Source organism: Jiella soli, from assembly GCF_020615385.1.
Classification (GTDB): domain Bacteria; phylum Pseudomonadota; class Alphaproteobacteria; order Rhizobiales; family Rhizobiaceae; genus VKMB-3413.
Genome location: NZ_JAJAVB010000047.1, coordinates 1 through 15653 on the forward strand (window position 1 = coordinate 1; position 15653 = coordinate 15653).

Consider the following 15653-nt stretch of genomic DNA (forward strand, 5'->3'; position numbering starts at 1 on the left):
CCAGAGTGTGAATCATAAATCAGATCCAGACAAAACCCATTCTCAAACGGTCTCTAAGGAAGTGAGATCCGTCTTAAACCTCGCCCTTCATGAGACGGAAGCAACCAGAAAAGATTATAGGTCATTGGCTGAGAGCGAGCTGAAGTCCGCAAAATTTCTCGTCGACACAATCTCTCTTAACGTATTTGCCGCAATACTTATTTATGTCATCATCACCCGATTTAGGAATTTCTTTCAGAGTTTCGATGATGGCATGAATGCCATCATGATCGGCGGCGGATTATCGATCATATACTTCTCACTATGCGGTAAAATATTTAATATTTATTACTACTATGCTTGTTCGAGATTATGGATGAACTCCAGTAGAAAGGGAGAGTTATATCTGAAAATAATCATAGTATTAGTGACTTTTTTATTCCAGTTTACTTTATATGATCTTGTAAAATTTGTAAATAGCAGATACATCATTACGGATTCTCATGAAGCAGAGCCGGGAGCCGCGGTCTCGGCAAGCCCTAAGCGGACTGGTTAAAGCCTGCATTCTCGTGAAATAATGGCAGCAAACCCAATGTGGAGTAAGTACTGACCATCGCGAATCACCACGCGCTCGGGTAGCATTACGCGATGCAGGCGAACATTCTCTCGATCCCGCCCGGCCGGCCGTTCCTGAAGACGCTGGCCGAGGGCATCCTCGCGGGCCGGGTCGTGCCGTCCTTCCGCTATGGCGGCGATCCGCTGAGTCTTGCGGACGTCACCATCTATGTGCCGACCCGGCGCGCGGCGCGCTCGCTCGCCGGCGCCTTCACCGATATCCTCGGTGCGGGGGCGGCGATCCTGCCGACGATCCGGCCGATCGGCGAGAGCGACGACGCCTCGCTGTTTCAGGCGGCCGAGGACCGGCCGACGCTCTCGCCGATCCTTGGCGAGCTGGAACGGCGGCTGCATCTTGCCCGCCTCGCGCAGGCCTGGCGCACGATGACCCGGCAAGCCGAACTGAAGGCGCTGACCGGCGAGGACATCGCCCTGCCCGCCTCGGCGGCCGACGCTTTGTGGCTTGCCGCCGATCTCGGCCGCCTGCTCGACGAGGTCGAGACCGAGGGCACGACGCTCTCGGCCATTGCCGGCCTCGCGCCCGACGAACTCGCGCACTGGTGGCAGCTGACGCTGACCTTTCTCACCATCGTGACCGAGCACTGGCCGGCGCTCCTGAGCGAGCGCGGGGTCGTCAGCGAGGCCGCGGCGAAGAACGAGTGGCTGCACGTCGAGGCCGAGCGGCTGCGCCGCGACGGCGCGCCGGGGCCGGTCGTCCTCGCCGGCTCCACGGCGACGGCGCCGGCGACCATCGAGCTGATGCATGCGATCGCGCATCTGCCTGAGGGCGCGCTGGTCCTTCCCGGCCTCGACCGGCACCTCGAACGGGACGCCTTCGCGGCGATCTCCCGCGAGGCCTCGATCGCCGCGCCCGGCCATCCGCAATATGGCCTGAAGCGCATCCTCGCCCGCTTCGCCCGCGGCCCCGAGACCGTCGAGCATCTCCTCGCCGGCGACGGCGGAGCGCTCTCTGCCCGCGAGGCGCTTCTGTCCGACGCGCTGCGGCCCGCCGAGACCACCGATGTCTGGAGCGAGACCGGCCACGCCCATGCCGGCGAAGCGCTCGACGGGCTGGCGCTGATCGAGGCCGCGGACGACCGCGAGGAGGCGCTGGCCATCGCCTGCGCCATCCGGGACGCGCTGTCGGAGGACGGCAGGACCGCGGCGCTGATCACGCCGGACCGCAATCTCGCCCGCCGCGTGGTCTCCGAACTCGAACGCTTCGGCATCGCCGCCAACGATTCCGCCGGCCGCCCGCTGGGCGCCACCGCGCCGGGCACGCTCCTGTCGGCCGCGCTCGACGTGGCACTGTCGCCGGGCGATCCGATCGCGCTGATCTCGCTTCTGAAGCATCCGCTCGTCCGGCTCGGCATGCCGACGGGGGAGGCTCGCCGTGCCGCCCGAACCATCGAGATGCTCGCGCTGCGCGGCTCGGTCGGCGTGCCGGACGGCGCAAGGCTCGCCACGATCTTTCGGGAGCGGCGCGCCGAGATCGCTGAGGCGACGCATGTGCCCCTGCCGGTCCGGCTCCTTTCTGATCCCGAACGCGACCTCGGGGACCGGATGGCGGCGCGCCTCGAAGAGGCGCTCGGTCCGCTGACGAGACTTCGCCGCGGCGAAGAGCGCGAAATCGCCGTCTGGGCGGATGCGGTCACCCGGGTCCTCGAAGCGCTCGCGTGCGATCCCGACGGCGACGCGTCCAATCTCTATGCCGAGGAGGCCGGGCACCAGCTCGCCGGCTTCCTCGCGTCGCTGGTCGACGCGCCGCAGACCGGCTTTTCCTTCGCCGCGCAGGAAGTCGCCGACGTCTTCGCGGCGATGATCGCCGGCGAGACGGTGAAGCCGCGCGGCGGCCTGTCCGCCAGGGCCTTCGTCTGGGGCGCGCTGGAGGCGCGGCTGCAGAGCGTCGATACCGCCATTCTCGGCGGGCTCAACGAGGGCGTCTGGCCGGCGGGCGCCAAGAGCGGCGCCTTCCTCTCCCGGTTGATGCGCCGGGAGATCCAGCTCGACCCGCCGGAGCGGCGGATCGGCCTTGCCGCGCACGACTTCTGGATGGCGATGGGGGCCAAGCGCGTCGTCCTCGCCCGCTCCGGCCGGTCCGGCGGCGCACCGACGATCGCCTCGCGCTGGCTGCAGCGGCTCACCGCCCGCGCCGGCGCGGACGGGACGGACCGGATGCGCGCGGCGGGGCGGGTCTACCTCACACACGCAAGAGCCCTGGACCAGGCGGCGACCGTCCCTCGCATCCGCCGGCCGGAGCCGCGCCCGCCGCTTGCCGACCGGCCGAAGCAGTATTCCGTGACCGAGGTCGAAACGCTGATCCGCGATCCCTATGCCATCCATGCGAAGAAGGTCCTGCGCCTCGAGCCGCTGCCCGAACTGATGCGTGATCCCCATGCCGCCGAGCGCGGCAGCCTCTATCACGCGATCCTGGCGAAGTTCGTCGAGGAGGGCTGCGACCCGGTTGCGGCGGACGCCGAGGCGAGGCTGCTCTCGATCGCCCGCGCCCATTTCGATGCGGAAGCGCTGCCTGCCGACATCGAGGCGGTGTGGTGGCCGCGCATGGAGACGCTGGCCGTCAAATATGTCGAATGGGAACGCGAACGTGCGGCGCGCGTCGAGAAGCGCGTTGCCGAATGCGGCGGCCGGATCGACTTCCCCGATGTCGAGACGCGCCTCACCGGCTATGCCGACCGCATCGACCTCATGGTGGACGGCGGGGTCGAGATCATCGACTACAAGACCGGCACCGGCCCTTCGGTCGCCCAGGCCAGGGCGCTGCTTGCCCCGCAATTGCCTCTGGAAGGCGCGATGGCGAAGCTCGGCGCCTTCGAGGCGGTCGGCAAGGCGGAGGCGATCGCCGAGCTCCTCTATGTCCGCCTGCGCGAGCGCGACTTCTACGAGGAGGGTCTCGGCTTTGCCGGCAGCAAGACCCGCGAGCCGGTGGAGCCGGACGCGCTCGCCGAAGAGGCGCTTTCGCGGTTCAAGCGCCTTGCCGCGCGCTTCCGGCAGGAGAGCCATCCCTTCGCCTCGCGCACGCGCCCGTTCCGCACCGGCGATGTCTCCGGCATCTACGACCACCTCGCCCGCGTCCAGGAATGGGCGGTCGGCACCGACGAGGCGGGCGATGCGGGAGGCGAGGCATGAGCCAGTTCGTCGGCATTGAGGAGACGACGCGGCGCCAGACGCTCGCCGCCGATCCCCGCCGCTCGGTCTTCGTCTCGGCGAATGCCGGCTCCGGCAAGACCCACGTCCTCACCGAACGGGTCGTGCGCCTGCTTCTCGACGGCGTCGACGCCTCGAAGATCCTCTGCCTCACCTACACCAAGGCGGCCGCCGCCGAGATGTCGAACCGCGTCTTCGGCCGGCTCGCCGCCTGGACGACGCTGCCCGAGCCGGAGCTCGCGGAGGCGCTGGGAAAGATCGACGGCCGGCGTCCGGACGCCGAGCGGCTGAAGACCGCGCGGCGGCTCTTCGCCGAGGCGCTGGAGACGCCGGGCGGGCTGAAGATCCAGACGATCCATGCCTTCTGCGAGGCGATCCTCCACCAGTTTCCGCTGGAGGCGAACGTCCCCGGCCATTTCGAAGTGCTGGACGAAGCGGAATCGACGAAGCTTCTCGCCGAGGCCCGCCAGCGGCTGATCGTCTCGGCGAGCCGTCCGCAGGGACCGGACGAGGATCCCGCACCGCTCGCCGATGCGTTTGCCACCGCGCTGTCGCTTGCCGGCGAATGGGGCCTCGACCAGCTGATCGGCGAGATCGTCCGGAAGCGCGACGCCGTCCGCCGCCATATCGACGAGGCGGGCGGGCTGGACGGCGCGGTCGGTCTCCTGCGCCGGGCGCTGAAGCTTTCCGAGGGCGAGGACGAGGCCACGGTTCTCGGCGGAGCCTTTCCCGCGCCGGGCCTCGACGACGATTTCTGCGCGCGGATGCTGGAGATCGCCCGCACCAGCTCCAAGCCGACCGACCGCAAATTCGCCGACAGGCTCGACGCCCTCGCCGCGGCCGGAACCGGCGAGCAGCGCTTTGCGGCCCTGGGGGCGCTCTGCCTGAAGAAGGATGGCGCCCCCTACAAGGCCTCCTCCGTCGCGACCAAATGGGTTACTGACTTCGCCGAGGACTTCGCCGACAGGCTCGCCGCCGCCGCGGACCATATCGCTTCCGTCGAGGAGCGCCTCGCGACCTGCCGGCTGTTTCGCGCGAGCCGGGCCGCGCTCGTCGTCGCCGACGCGTTCGAGCGGGACTATGCGCGGCTGAAGCAGCGCCGCGGCCGGCTCGACTTCGAGGACCTGATCGTCAAGACCGCCGATCTCCTGACCCGGTCCGAGGCCTCGGCCTGGGTTCATTACAAGCTCGACAAGGGCATCGACCACGTCCTCATCGACGAGGCGCAGGATACCAGCCCGCGTCAGTGGCAGGTGATGCGCCAACTCATCGCGGAGTTCTTCGCGGACGCCGAAGAGCGGCGCGCCCCGCGCACGATCTTCGCCGTCGGCGACGAGAAACAGTCGATCTACTCCTTCCAGGGCGCCGATCCCGGCCGCTTCGCCGAGGAGCAGCGGGCGCTGCGCGAACGCGCGGCCGCCGTCGACGCCCTGTTCGAGACGGTGCAGCTCACCCAGTCCTTCCGCACCGTGCAGGAAGTGCTTGACGCCGTCGACACGGTCTTCGCCGATCCTCAAAACCGCGTGGGCCTTTCCTCCGACAGCCTCGCGCCGGCGCATCAGGCCGCCCGGGCCGACGGCCCGGGCCTGGTCGAGGTCTGGCCGGTGATCCGGGCCGAGGCGCAGGCCGAGCCGGACGACTGGCTGAAGCCGATCGACGAGGAGCCGAAGTCTTCGCCCGCCAACCGCCTCGCATCGCGCATCGCCGGGCAGATCAAGGCCTGGATCGGCGATCCGATCCGCGTGAAGGGCAAGGAGCGGCCGCTGTCGGCGGGCGACGTCATCATCCTCGTGCGCAAACGCTCCGGCTTTGTCGAGGCGATGGCGAGCGCGCTGCGCGACGAGACGATCCCCGTCGCCGGCGCCGACCGCCTCGTCATCACCGACCATATCGCGGTGAAGGATTTGATGGCGCTCGGCCGGGCGGTGGCGAATTTCGAGGACGACCTCTCGCTCGCCGAGGTGCTGAAGAGCCCGCTGTTCGGCTTCTCGGACGACGAGCTGATGGCGCTCGCTTTGTCGCGCGAGCCCCATGAGCCCTTGTCGCTGGGCCTCAGGCGGCTCGTCGAGGACGACGCCCGCGCCCGCGTTCCCGCCTTCGTGCCGGACGGCGAGACGGAGGCGTTCCTCGCCAAGGCGAAGGCGGCCCGCGCCCGGCTGGAAGAGCTGCGCGAGCGGATCGGCTTCGAGACGATCTTTTCCTTTTACGCCCGCATTCTCGGGCCGGAAGGCGGACGCGCCAGGCTCACCGCAAGGCTCGGCGGCGACGCCGGCGAGGTGGTCGACGCCTTCCTCGACCTCGCCCTCGCCGAAGAGGAGGCCGGCGAGGTCTCGCTCGATGCCTTCCTGTCGCGCCTGCTTTCCAGCCCACCGCAGATCAAGCGCGAGATGGAGCACGGCCGCGGCGAGGTGCGGATCATGACGGCCCATGCCTCCAAGGGGCTGGAGGCGCCGGTGATCTTCCTGGTCGATCCGGGCTCGGCTCCCTTCTCGCACAGCCATGGCGCCAGGCTGATGGACTGGTCGTCCATGCCCGGCCTCGTCTCAGGCCAGGCGCCGGGCTTCCTCTGGCGCGCCGCCAAGGATCTCGAAAACGACGCCGTCGCGGAGCTGAAACAGGCAGAGAAGGAGCGCGCCGAGGAGGAATATCGCCGGCTCCTCTATGTCGGCATGACAAGGGCGGCCGACCGGCTGGTAGTCTGCGGCATCTCCGGCACGCGCGGGCCGGACGAGAAGTCGTGGCTCTCGCGCGTGGCGGCCAGCCTGTCGGCAGATGAGCGCTGCCAGCGGATCGAGGCGGCGGACGGCAGCGTCTCCGCCTGGCGCTTCGGCGGGGCGCCCGCCGGCGGCAAGCTCGTCGCACAGGCGCCCGAAGCCGAGACGACCCTCCCGCTCGATCTGTCGCCGCTGCCCCCGGAGATCCTGCCGCCGCGCCCGCTCTCTCCCTCGGCGGCGGGCGCCGTCGCGGACGTGGTGCCGCAGGAGACGACGCTTGCGGAGGAGAAGTCCTTCGTCTCGCCGGTGCTCGGCCGCAGGGGCGACCAGCCCTCTCTCGCCATCCAGCGCGGCATTCTCGCCCACCGGCTGCTGCAGGTGCTGCCCGAGCGCGCGCCAGAGGAGCGGGCAGAGATTGCCGCCCGCTACGTGGCGGCCAAGGGAGGCATCCTCTCTCACCGGGAACAGGCGCGGCTGGTCGAACAGGTCCTCGCCGTGATGGCCGAGCCGGCCTTCGCGCCGATCTTCTCGGCGTCCAGCCGGGCGGAGATCTCGGTCGCCGGCGACGTCCGCTTCGGCGGGCGGACCTTCCGGGTCAACGGCACGATCGACCGGCTGGCGGTGACCGAGGAAGAGGTGCTGATCGTCGACTACAAGACCAACCGGCCGCCGCCGGAAACGCTGGATGCCGTGCCGCCGGCCTATGTCACCCAGCTCGCGCTCTACCGAGAACTGTTGAAGCCGCTTTATCCGGGCCGCCCGATCGGGGCAGCCCTCCTCTTCACCGAGGCGCCGCGCCTCATCGCGGTGCCGGCAGAGCGGCTCGACGCCGCCTTGAAGCGGGAGCGGACCGTCGCGCCCGCGGCGACGGAGCGTTGAGCGAGGGCGCCCTCGCTTGATTTGCGCCGGGGGCACGTCTACCTCTGAGAGCGAACCAATATCGGGAGCCGAATGATGGCCACGAAGAAAGTCGATTCCACGAATTTCAAGACCGACGTCCTCGAGAGCGACAAGCCCGTCGTCGTCGACTTCTGGGCCGAATGGTGCGGCCCCTGCAAGATGATCGCGCCGAGCCTCGAAGAGATCTCCGAGGAGATGGACAATGTCCAGATTGCCAAGCTGAACATCGACGAGAATCCGGACCTCGCGGCGCAGTACGGCGTCCGCTCGATCCCGACGCTGCTGATGTTCAAGAATGGCGAGCAGGCCTCGGTGCAGGTCGGCGCGCAGTCGAAGTCGAAGCTCGTCGCCTGGATCAAGGGCGCCGCCTGAACGGGACGGCTCCGGTCCGGCCGGATCGGCAATGCGAGAATCATGAGGGCCCGGATGGCGACATCCGGGCCTTTTTCCTGAGCAAGTTCGACCGCGGCCGGCTGCCAGATGTCGAAGTTTCGATCCACGCCCCCGCACGGGGGGCGACGGCCGATCTCCCTTGTGGCATGCCTATTATGAGGTTTCGATCCACGCCCCCGCACGGGGGGCGACCGCCTCAGGCTAACCGCTTGCTCGCCCTGCGAAAAGCGGCGTCTGCACGCGAACCTGGTCTCTGCCGTGCCGGACGGCCGCCAATCGACAAGCAGAGCCTTAAAGAAAATGAACGATTTCAAAGAACTCGCCCCGGCGCGAACCTGCCGGGAAATTCCGGCACGCTTAGCGTTCGCGCCGCAGCGAAGCTACACCGAAGGCGCCGCCGCCCGACCGGCGCTTCAGACGATCAGTGGCCCGCCGAGGTCGGCCGCAGGCTTTGCCCCGACATGCTCGACCTTGCGGTGCCAATTCGCGCCGAGGTGATAATAGCGCAGGCTGTCGGCGGCGGGGTCGATGATCGCCTCCAGCCGCACTTTCAGCTTGACCCAAGCGGCCGGGTCGACCTCGATCTCGAAGACCGAATACTGCACCCTTTGGCCGAAGTCGCGGCAGGCCTTGGCGATGCGACGAAGGCGCCGGGCACCGCCGGGATCGCTGGTCCTGACATCATAGGTGACGAGAACCAGCATCGTTCACTTCCAGAACCAGGGGGGATAGGCGTCGAGATCGCCGCGCAGGTGCCGCGACAGCATCTGCGCCTGGAGATAGGGCACGAGGCCGAGCGGCGCCTTCTCGCCGAGAAAGGGATGGACGCGCTCCTCGCGCTTCCTCTCCTGCCACGCCGTCAAAAGCGTTCGGCGGGCGTCGTCGGTCAACATCACCGCCCCGCCCTCGCGGGTCTCGAAGTCGGTCGGCCCGAGCTGGCGGCGGTTGATCAGCGACAGGGCGAGCCGGTCGGCGAGCACCGGGCGCAGTTCCTCAATCAGGTCGAGCGCCAGGCTCGGACGGCCCGGCCTGTCGCGATGCAGGAAGCCGACGGCGGGATCGAGCCCCACCGCCTCGGCCGCCGAGCGGCAGTCATGCGTCAGGAGCGTGTAGAGAAACGACAACAACGCGTTGACCGGGTCGAGCGGCGGCCGGCGCGAGCGACCGGAAAACCGCATCGGGCTCGCTGACGCGGATCATCTGGTCGAAGACGGCAAAATACACCGCCGCGGCCTCGCCCTCCGCCCCGCGCGATGCGTCGGTGCCCTCGCCGGCCAGTTCCACCCGCCGCAGGATATGCGCGAGGCGCACCGTCGCCGCCTCGACCGCGTCGCGGCCCGCCATTTCCGCGCCGTGGTCGCGCAGCGCCCGCATCAGCACCTGGCGCTGGTTGGAGACCTTGCCGAGGACAACCCCGCGGACGATCTCGTCCGGTGCCTCGGACGCGGCATATTGCGCCCGGCGCAGGAGCACATTGCCCGAGACCGGCCCCTCGATCCGCGCCTGAAACCGCCCAACCCGGTCGAGAAGCACGATGGCCATGCCTTGCGCGGCCGCCGCGCCAATCACCGCCGGTGAGACCAGGATCGGCCCGAACAGGACGATCGAGGTCAGCATATGGAAGGGCACGCGCGCCCGCTCCTCGCCCTCGACGGAGACGACGGCGTTCTCGCCGTCCTTCTTCAGGCTCGCGCCCTCGGTGGTGACGTAGAGTGTGTTGAGGAGCTTCTTCACGGTCCGGATAGCCCGGTGGCGGAGGGCTCGGCGAGCCTGTCGGCCAGCGCCCGGCTGCGCCAGGCGGCGGCGGAGCGCGAAACCGCCTGGGGACGGCAGAGCTCGAGGAGCGAACAGGCGCGGCAGCGGCTCTTGTGCCGCGTCGGCGGTGGCGTGACGCCGCTCCGAAAGACCCCGGCGAGTTCGCCGATCGTCGCCTCGGTCAGCGCCCGCAGGGCCGGGTCGAAGGCGACTGCGACGCGCCGCTTGGTCTCGCCGTAGAACAGCGCGCCTTCCGGCACGGAGACGCCGCACATCTCTTCGAGGCAAAGCCCCTGCGCGCAGAGCTGCACCTCGTCGGCGCGATGCGCCTTCGGCTTGCCGCGCTTGTATTCGACGGGGAGCGGCGTCTCATTCCCCATTTTGTCGGCATGGAACTCGACGAGATCGGCGACCCCGGCGACGGCGAGCCGCCGGCTCGCGATCGGTAAGGCCTGGACCCGGCGCACGCCGCGCCCCCGCCGCTGGCCGGGCCGGTCGGCGGAAAGATGCATCACGTCGCCCTCGGCGGTGAAGCGATTGTCGGCCCACATCCGTTCGAGATGGATCAGCGCCGCCTGCCGTAGGCAGTAGACGGCGTGCTGCAGGGCGGAGAGGGGGATGGGATCTGGTTCGAGCGTACCTCTTCCCCGCACGGGTTAGCCGGGCCGAGCGTCATCGACTGCGACGATGCCCGGCCGGCGACAAGTGCGATCGAGATCACCGCGACGATTTGCTGGTTTCGATCCACGCCGCTCAAACGGCGACGGAGCTTCCCTCACAGCCGCTCGACGATCTCGACGCCGGCCGGCAGGTTCTCGCGGTCGATGCTGACGACATAGTCGGAGAAGGCGCGGGCCGGCGGATAGTTGTCGAGACGGGAATCGATCGCCCTCGCCTCGCCGTCGATCGCCCGCTTCACCTTGACGCGGTCGAACAGCTGATGCGCCGGTGCGTTGCCGAGGGCGCTGTCGTGGCGAAAGACGATCAGCCTGCGCGCCGCCATCTCGCCCCGCGCCGCCGAGCGGTCGTGCTCGAACATTGCGACCAGGGCTTCGGTTAGGAGGTCGAGATCCTCTTCCGAGAAGTGGGTCTTCTCCGCGAGCTTCGCCGAGACGAAGCCATGCGCCCGGTAGAGCCCGTAGGGCACGATGTGCTTGCGGCCCATGGTGCGGTTGTCGGTGCGCACGTCGCCCTCGCTCTCCGCCTCGCCCTCACGGCGCTGCTCCTTTTCCTTGGCCGTCGTCGCGGCCATGCGGGTGATCGAGATCTCCTGCGGCACGATCGGCTCGGCGGACTGGGCGAAGGTCATCTGCACCGGCCCGCGCACCTGGCCGCAATTGATGCCGGTGGACATCACCGCGCCGAAGGTGCGGACGTCGAAGAAATTGGCGCACATCCAAAGTCGCAGCTTCTCGGCCTCATCGTCGCTCTTCGGGTTGAGCTTGGCGACGCCCTCGACCTTTTCTCCCGGTCGAACGACCTCATAGGCCTTGCGATGCTGCTCGTTGAGGATCGCGCCTTCCTGGACGTAGATCGCCCGGCCGCTCGCCCCGCCATGGGCGATCTCGACATAGTTGCGGATCTTGCGCTTCAGGCTGACGTCGGAGACGAGGCCGTGGCCGGTTTCCGGGTCGATGCGCGGCATGTTGCCGGCGTCGGGATCGCCGTTCGGATTGCCGTTCTTCACGTCGAAGAGAAGGACGAAGTCGTGGCGGCGGGAAAGGTCGGTCATTTGGCGTCCGTGTCCTCTGCGGGGGCGTCCTTGCGGGCGAAGAAGGCGCTGCGCTGGTGGTAGTAGCCGAGGCCGAACAGCGCCTGTTCGGCGGCCGGCAGGCTGGCGGGAAACGGGTCCTCGTCCGGCGTGTCTCCCGGCTTCATCTTGTCCATGATCCCGGCGATGGTCCGCTCCAGATTGACCCTCTGGCCGGGGCGCACTTTGCCAAGCTTCGACAGGTGGTTGGCCGAGCCGCTTTCCAGCATGGCGAAGACCTTGCGCGGCTGCGCCGAGGCGGAGCCGTAGAACTTGTCCTTGATCGTCGCATTGACGTTGCGCCCAAGCGCAGCGGTCTGCGCCTGCTCGTAGGCGGCGAAGAGCCGACCGAGCAGATAGCCCTTTCGGGTGTTTTCCGGGTCCAGCCCCACGGGCGCCTCCTTCTCCATGCGGAAATTGCGGACGAGAACCGCCTTCAGGATCGCGGCCCGGCGGGCGTTGACGCCGCCATCGGCACGGATGCGCATCAGGACGGTCGACATCAGGGTGAGCGGATAGGCCGTGCCGGCGAGGATCGCCCGCATCCATTCGCCGGCAAGGTTCGGCGGGACGTTCTCCCGCTTGCCGAGCACCGCCGTCTCGGCGAGATATTGCCAGAGTGCCGGCATGCCCTGCCGGTCGGCCGGCGCAATCGCCATGTCGCGGCTGAAGCGCGCGTAGTTTTCGGCAAGCGTCCCGAAGTCGCTGTTCAGCCAGTAGCGGATCGAGATGCGGGCGGCGTTGGGCGCGAGACCGAGCACGAAGAAGCGCACGCCCTTCGAGACCTTCGGCGCGACGCTGTCCAGATGCTGTCCCTTGCGGATGCGGTCGAGGACGTCGCCGACCTGCCGCGCCTCGGCTTCGTCCTCGGCCGCCATATCGGTTACCATGGCGGCGAAGATGCTTTCGGCGAAGGCCGCGTCCGCCTGGTCGGGGGCCTCGGCCCAAAACACCGTCGAGGCGTCGCCGATCTGGACGCGGTGGCCGGAATCCTTCTCGAGGAAGCGGTTGAGCGCGCCGGTGTATTTCGCCGCCGCCGCCTCGGACACCGGGGCGTTGTCGCCCTGGCTGTGGCCGTAGCTCTCGAAGGCGTCGAGGTTGAAGGAGACGATCGAGCCGCCGGCGGTCTGGCCGCCCCACACGCCCTTGATCGAGGGGTGCAGCCGGGCGACGTTCCCGTGCTCACCGGTGACGAGGCAGATCGGCGCGCCGTCGTCCGCCTCCGGCGCCTCCGTCTCGAGAAGGGCACGGGCCGCCGGCCGGTCGTGCAGGTAGATCCGGGCGAGACGGTCTTCCTCCAAGGCGAAGACCACGTTCTCGTCCTTCATCGCCTCGGTGAACAGCGGCTCGGTGAAGCGATCCGGCGACCAGCTTTCCAGGAAGCGCAGGAAGGCGAGAAGGCCGGGATCGGCGGTCTCGCCGATCAGGTCGGTGTTGTGCCGGACGAAGGCAGCGTGTTCCTCCGCCGTCCGCTTGCCCGCTCCGGCGCTAACACCGAGCGCATAGGCAGTCTTGTCCCAAAACGAATTCGGCTTGATGCCGGCCGTGCGCTTGACCGGCGCCGGTACGGACATCGTCTGCGCCACTTCCTTCTTGCCGTTGGTGATCGTCAGCCGCGTCGCGGTGAGCGGCGTGCCGTCGCGGTCGAGCCCGATCACCAGCCCGATCTTCTGAGCGGCAAAACCCGGCTTCGGCGCGTCAGGCAGCCGGTCGTAGGCGCGCGCCAGCGCGGAGAGGATGGTCATTTCAGCACCTCCGGCGAGCCCGGCTGCGGCACCTTCAAAACGCCCTCGATCAGCCTCGCCCGGAAGAACAGCGACGGCCGGCCCTTGGCTTGGTGGTCGATGTCCCACAGCATGAAGCCGAGATCGCGGGCCGCGCCGAAGCCGAGATCGGCGGTCCTGTCCTCTTCGCGCGGCTCCGGCATCGGATCGTCCGGCCCGATCAGCGAGAAGCGGGCGTCGAATTCGCGGGTGCCGAGGCAGGGCTGGTGAAAACACTGGCCGGCCGTCGCCCGGCGGTTGAATATGTCAAGATGCTTGCCCTCGTTGTCCTCGGGGCCGGCGCGTGCTGTCATCTCGAAATGCGCCGAGATTACATAGGCGACGTCGACGAGCACGGTGGAGGCGCGCTGCTGGCGGTCCTCGTCGACGATGAGCGCGAACCCGTCGATGTCGCCGCGGTTCATCGCCTTCCGGGCATTGGCGGCCGAGGCCCTGTGGCCGACCTCGTTGCGGCGGATCGAGCGGAAGCGGATCGGCTTCGGCACGGCGATCTCGTCGATCACCCAGCGGATCGCGGGCTTTCAGTGGATCGCCTCGAGGATGCCGCGTGCGGCCGACGGCGTCATCACGTCGTAGGAGACGCGCTCGACCTTCATCTCCGGCCGGGTGAAGCAAGCGAAGGGTCCGGACACATGAAGGCGGACGCCATAGGTCAAAGAAGCGCCCCCTGATCTTGGCCCACTACACTGATGAGGGTTCCGCGCGGTGCGCACTTCGGCCTGAGATTGTAGCCGACGGCAGGATCGCTGGAACGCAGGGCCAGGATCAGTTCGCGCTCCTTGCGGCGAACCTCGTCGTCAGCGGCGTCTTCCGATTCCCACAAGATCTCGCGGCGGATCGTCATCGTCTACCGGGATGTGCGGGTGGGAAAATCGGCCTCGATGGCCCGTCGCGCGCTCTTGCTCGGTGAGCCGAAATAAGCGATCGAGTCCGTCGTATCGCTGCCGACATAGATCTTGCCGTTCGGCCAGGTGACCTTGTAGACGACCTTCATGGCTTCCCCTCCCTCTCGTATCGCGACTGCTCGTCAGATCACCAACCCTTCGATCGCCGCATAGTCCGCATCCTCCCAGACCAGCCCAACCGCCGCGTCGTAAAGCGACGGCGTCTTCAGCACCGCGAACTGATCCCCCCTGATCTTCGGCGCCGCGAAGGCGACATGCCGGTTGGCGATGAGCAGCGCCCGCGCCTTCGGCGGAACCTGCACGATGTAGGGTTGCAGAATGCGCGCCAGCGCACCAGACGGAATATCCGCGATGCCGAGCTTGTCCACAGCGGCTTGCGCAACGTCATCGCGCGCCACCACCACCGGGACCATGCCGGTCTCGACCATCCGGTAGCGCGCGGCGATCTTGCGGTAGGCGATGTCCAGGCCTTGGCCACGCGACATCTGCATCAGGTGCAGTATCCCCGGCTTCTCCCCGTCATCGGTTAGCGGCTTCGCACCATCCAGGCCTTCAAGTCCGAGCCGCCAATAGGTCTCGCGAAAATACTCGTCCATCGCATCCGGCGAGAACAGGTCGGCATGCTTGCCCATCATCCGCTGCATGTCGCCGGCGAGACCGGCGATCTCCGCCGGCGGCTTGCGGCCGGCGGCCTTGAACACGGTGACCGTGGAATCCTCCGCCCGGCGCGTCATCTCGCGGTTCACCCGGCCCGCCGCCTGGGCGATCTGGTCGAGCCCCGCCTCGGCCCGCCAGGCGACGGGGAAGTCGACGTCGACGCCGGCCTCGATCAGCGATGTCGCGATCAGTCGGCAGGGTGCATCGGTTTTGAGGCGCACACGCACATCGGCGAGGATTTCTCGACGATGCGCCGCGCATTGCCGCGTCGTCATGTGGACGAGCCCGTCCAGGCCCGCCGCCTGCGCGGCGCGAAACAGCTCCAGCGCATGCGCCCGGCTGTTGACGATGACCAACGCCTGCGGCGCATCCGCCAGCGCCTCGACCAGGGCCTCGTCGTCCATCTCGCCGGCATGGACCAGCGTGTTGCGCCGGAAGGCCGCGTGCATCTTCGCGGGATCGGGTGCGAGCTCCCGGCCTTCGAGGGCCAGCGCCAGCGCATGGCCCTTCTCCAGCTTGCGCGCGTCGAAGGCCGGCTGGGTCGCGGTGCACAGGACGATCGAGCAGCCGTAATTCTTCGCCAGTTCGTCGATCGCCCGCACGGTCGGCGCCAGGAGATGGCGCGGCAGGACCTGGGCCTCGTCGAGAACGATGACGCTGCCGGCGATGTTGTGGAGTTTTCGCGCCCGCGAGGTGCGGGCGGCGAACAGGCTCTCGAACAGTTGGACATGGGTGGTGACGACCACCGGCGCCGCCCAATCCTCCATGGCGAGCCGCATCTTGTCCTTCGACGAGCGCTCGCTGTCGGCCGCCGCGAAGCCCTCGCGCCTTGGCGCCTCGTCCTCGATGGCCGAGTAGTGTTCGAGGACGTTGTCGGCGCCGAGGACGTCGCGGAAGATTGTCGCCGTCTGGTCGATGATCGAGGTGAAGGGGATCGAATAGATAATCCGCCGGTGGCCGTGCAGCCTAGAGCATCGGGCAGGAAGTATGAATCGAAGGATTTCCTTTTGATGTGAATGCTGATTCCCTATGGCCG

13 protein-coding genes and 1 pseudogene are annotated in these 15653 nt (G+C 68.0%); 4 read left to right on the forward strand and 10 right to left on the reverse strand.

The genetic code is table 11. The features are described from left to right. The 4 genes from LH400_RS24795 to trxA all read left to right on the forward strand — a co-directional run. On the forward strand, positions 1-535 hold a 535-nt coding region (locus tag LH400_RS24795), incomplete at its 5' end, for a hypothetical protein (RefSeq protein WP_229156149.1). Between the two features lie 92 nt (positions 536-627). Continuing rightward, positions 628-3741 (forward strand): double-strand break repair protein AddB, encoded by a 3114-nt coding sequence (addB, locus tag LH400_RS24800; RefSeq protein ID WP_229156150.1) that lies wholly within the window; start codon positions 628-630, stop codon positions 3739-3741. Further along, positions 3738-7352 (forward strand): double-strand break repair helicase AddA, encoded by a 3615-nt coding sequence (gene addA, locus LH400_RS24805; RefSeq protein ID WP_229156151.1) that lies wholly within the window; start codon positions 3738-3740, stop codon positions 7350-7352. Before addB ends, addA begins: the two co-directional genes overlap by 4 nt. Positions 7353-7427: 75 nt before the next feature. Beyond that, positions 7428-7745, forward strand: a complete 318-nt coding sequence (gene trxA, locus LH400_RS24810; RefSeq protein WP_229156152.1) for a thioredoxin — start codon at positions 7428-7430, stop codon at positions 7743-7745. A 434-nt stretch (positions 7746-8179) separates the two neighbouring features. On the opposite strand, the gene cas2 is transcribed toward trxA, so the two are convergent. From cas2 to LH400_RS24855, 10 genes and pseudogenes are all read right to left on the reverse strand, one after another. Further along, positions 8180-8470, reverse strand: coding sequence for a CRISPR-associated endonuclease Cas2 (gene cas2 / locus LH400_RS24815; RefSeq protein ID WP_229156153.1), 291 nt, complete (start codon positions 8468-8470; stop codon positions 8180-8182). 3 nt (positions 8471-8473) lie between these two features. Next, complete coding sequence (gene cas1 / locus LH400_RS26150; RefSeq protein ID WP_255618244.1) at positions 8474-8890, reverse strand: CRISPR-associated endonuclease Cas1; 417 nt, start codon at positions 8888-8890, stop codon at positions 8474-8476. Beyond that, on the reverse strand, positions 8859-9500 hold the full coding sequence (gene cas1 / locus LH400_RS26155; RefSeq protein ID WP_370638483.1) for a CRISPR-associated endonuclease Cas1: 642 nt from the start codon (positions 9498-9500) through the stop codon (positions 8859-8861). The genes cas1 (LH400_RS26150) and cas1 (LH400_RS26155) overlap by 32 nt, the downstream gene beginning before the upstream one ends. Beyond that, entirely contained in the window at positions 9497-10174 is a 678-nt protein-coding gene (gene cas4, locus LH400_RS24825) for a CRISPR-associated protein Cas4 (RefSeq protein WP_229156154.1), read from the reverse strand. The genes cas1 (LH400_RS26155) and cas4 overlap by 4 nt, the downstream gene beginning before the upstream one ends. A 122-nt stretch (positions 10175-10296) precedes the next feature. Next, on the reverse strand, positions 10297-11253 hold the full coding sequence (cas7c, locus tag LH400_RS24830) for a type I-C CRISPR-associated protein Cas7/Csd2 (protein ID WP_229156155.1): 957 nt from the start codon (positions 11251-11253) through the stop codon (positions 10297-10299). Next, positions 11250-13016 (reverse strand): type I-C CRISPR-associated protein Cas8c/Csd1, encoded by a 1767-nt coding sequence (cas8c, locus tag LH400_RS24835; RefSeq protein WP_229156156.1) that lies wholly within the window; start codon positions 13014-13016, stop codon positions 11250-11252. Before cas8c ends, cas7c begins: the two co-directional genes overlap by 4 nt. Then, a pseudogene (gene cas5c, locus LH400_RS24840) lies at positions 13013-13768 on the reverse strand (type I-C CRISPR-associated protein Cas5c). The gene cas8c and the pseudogene cas5c overlap by 4 nt, the downstream one beginning before the upstream one ends. Beyond that, positions 13708-13899, reverse strand: a complete 192-nt coding sequence (locus LH400_RS24845) for a GIY-YIG nuclease family protein (RefSeq protein WP_229156157.1) — start codon at positions 13897-13899, stop codon at positions 13708-13710. The pseudogene cas5c and the gene LH400_RS24845 overlap by 61 nt, the downstream one beginning before the upstream one ends. A gap of 3 nt (positions 13900-13902) precedes the next feature. Further along, on the reverse strand, positions 13903-14049 hold the full coding sequence (locus tag LH400_RS24850) for a GIY-YIG nuclease family protein (protein WP_229156158.1): 147 nt from the start codon (positions 14047-14049) through the stop codon (positions 13903-13905). A gap of 33 nt (positions 14050-14082) precedes the next feature. Continuing rightward, the coding region (locus LH400_RS24855) for a CRISPR-associated helicase/endonuclease Cas3 (protein WP_370638484.1) at positions 14083-15653 on the reverse strand (1571 nt) is incomplete at its 5' end.

Bases quoted from the DNA above. Each gene is read 5' to 3' on its own strand.
- cas8c (WP_229156156.1), bottom strand. From the start codon at position 13,016: ATGACCATCCTCTCCGCGCTGGCGCGCGCCTACGACCGGCTGCCTGAC.
- trxA (WP_229156152.1), top strand. From the start codon at position 7,428: ATGGCCACGAAGAAAGTCGATTCCACGAATTTCAAGACCGACGTCCTC.
- addA (WP_229156151.1), top strand. From the start codon at position 3,738: ATGAGCCAGTTCGTCGGCATTGAGGAGACGACGCGGCGCCAGACGCTC.
- addB (WP_229156150.1), top strand. From the start codon at position 628: ATGCAGGCGAACATTCTCTCGATCCCGCCCGGCCGGCCGTTCCTGAAG.
- cas7c (WP_229156155.1), bottom strand. From the start codon at position 11,253: ATGACCGACCTTTCCCGCCGCCACGACTTCGTCCTTCTCTTCGACGTG.
- cas2 (WP_229156153.1), bottom strand. From the start codon at position 8,470: ATGCTGGTTCTCGTCACCTATGATGTCAGGACCAGCGATCCCGGCGGT.
- LH400_RS24850 (WP_229156158.1), bottom strand. From the start codon at position 14,049: ATGAAGGTCGTCTACAAGGTCACCTGGCCGAACGGCAAGATCTATGTC.
- LH400_RS24845 (WP_229156157.1), bottom strand. From the start codon at position 13,899: ATGACGATCCGCCGCGAGATCTTGTGGGAATCGGAAGACGCCGCTGAC.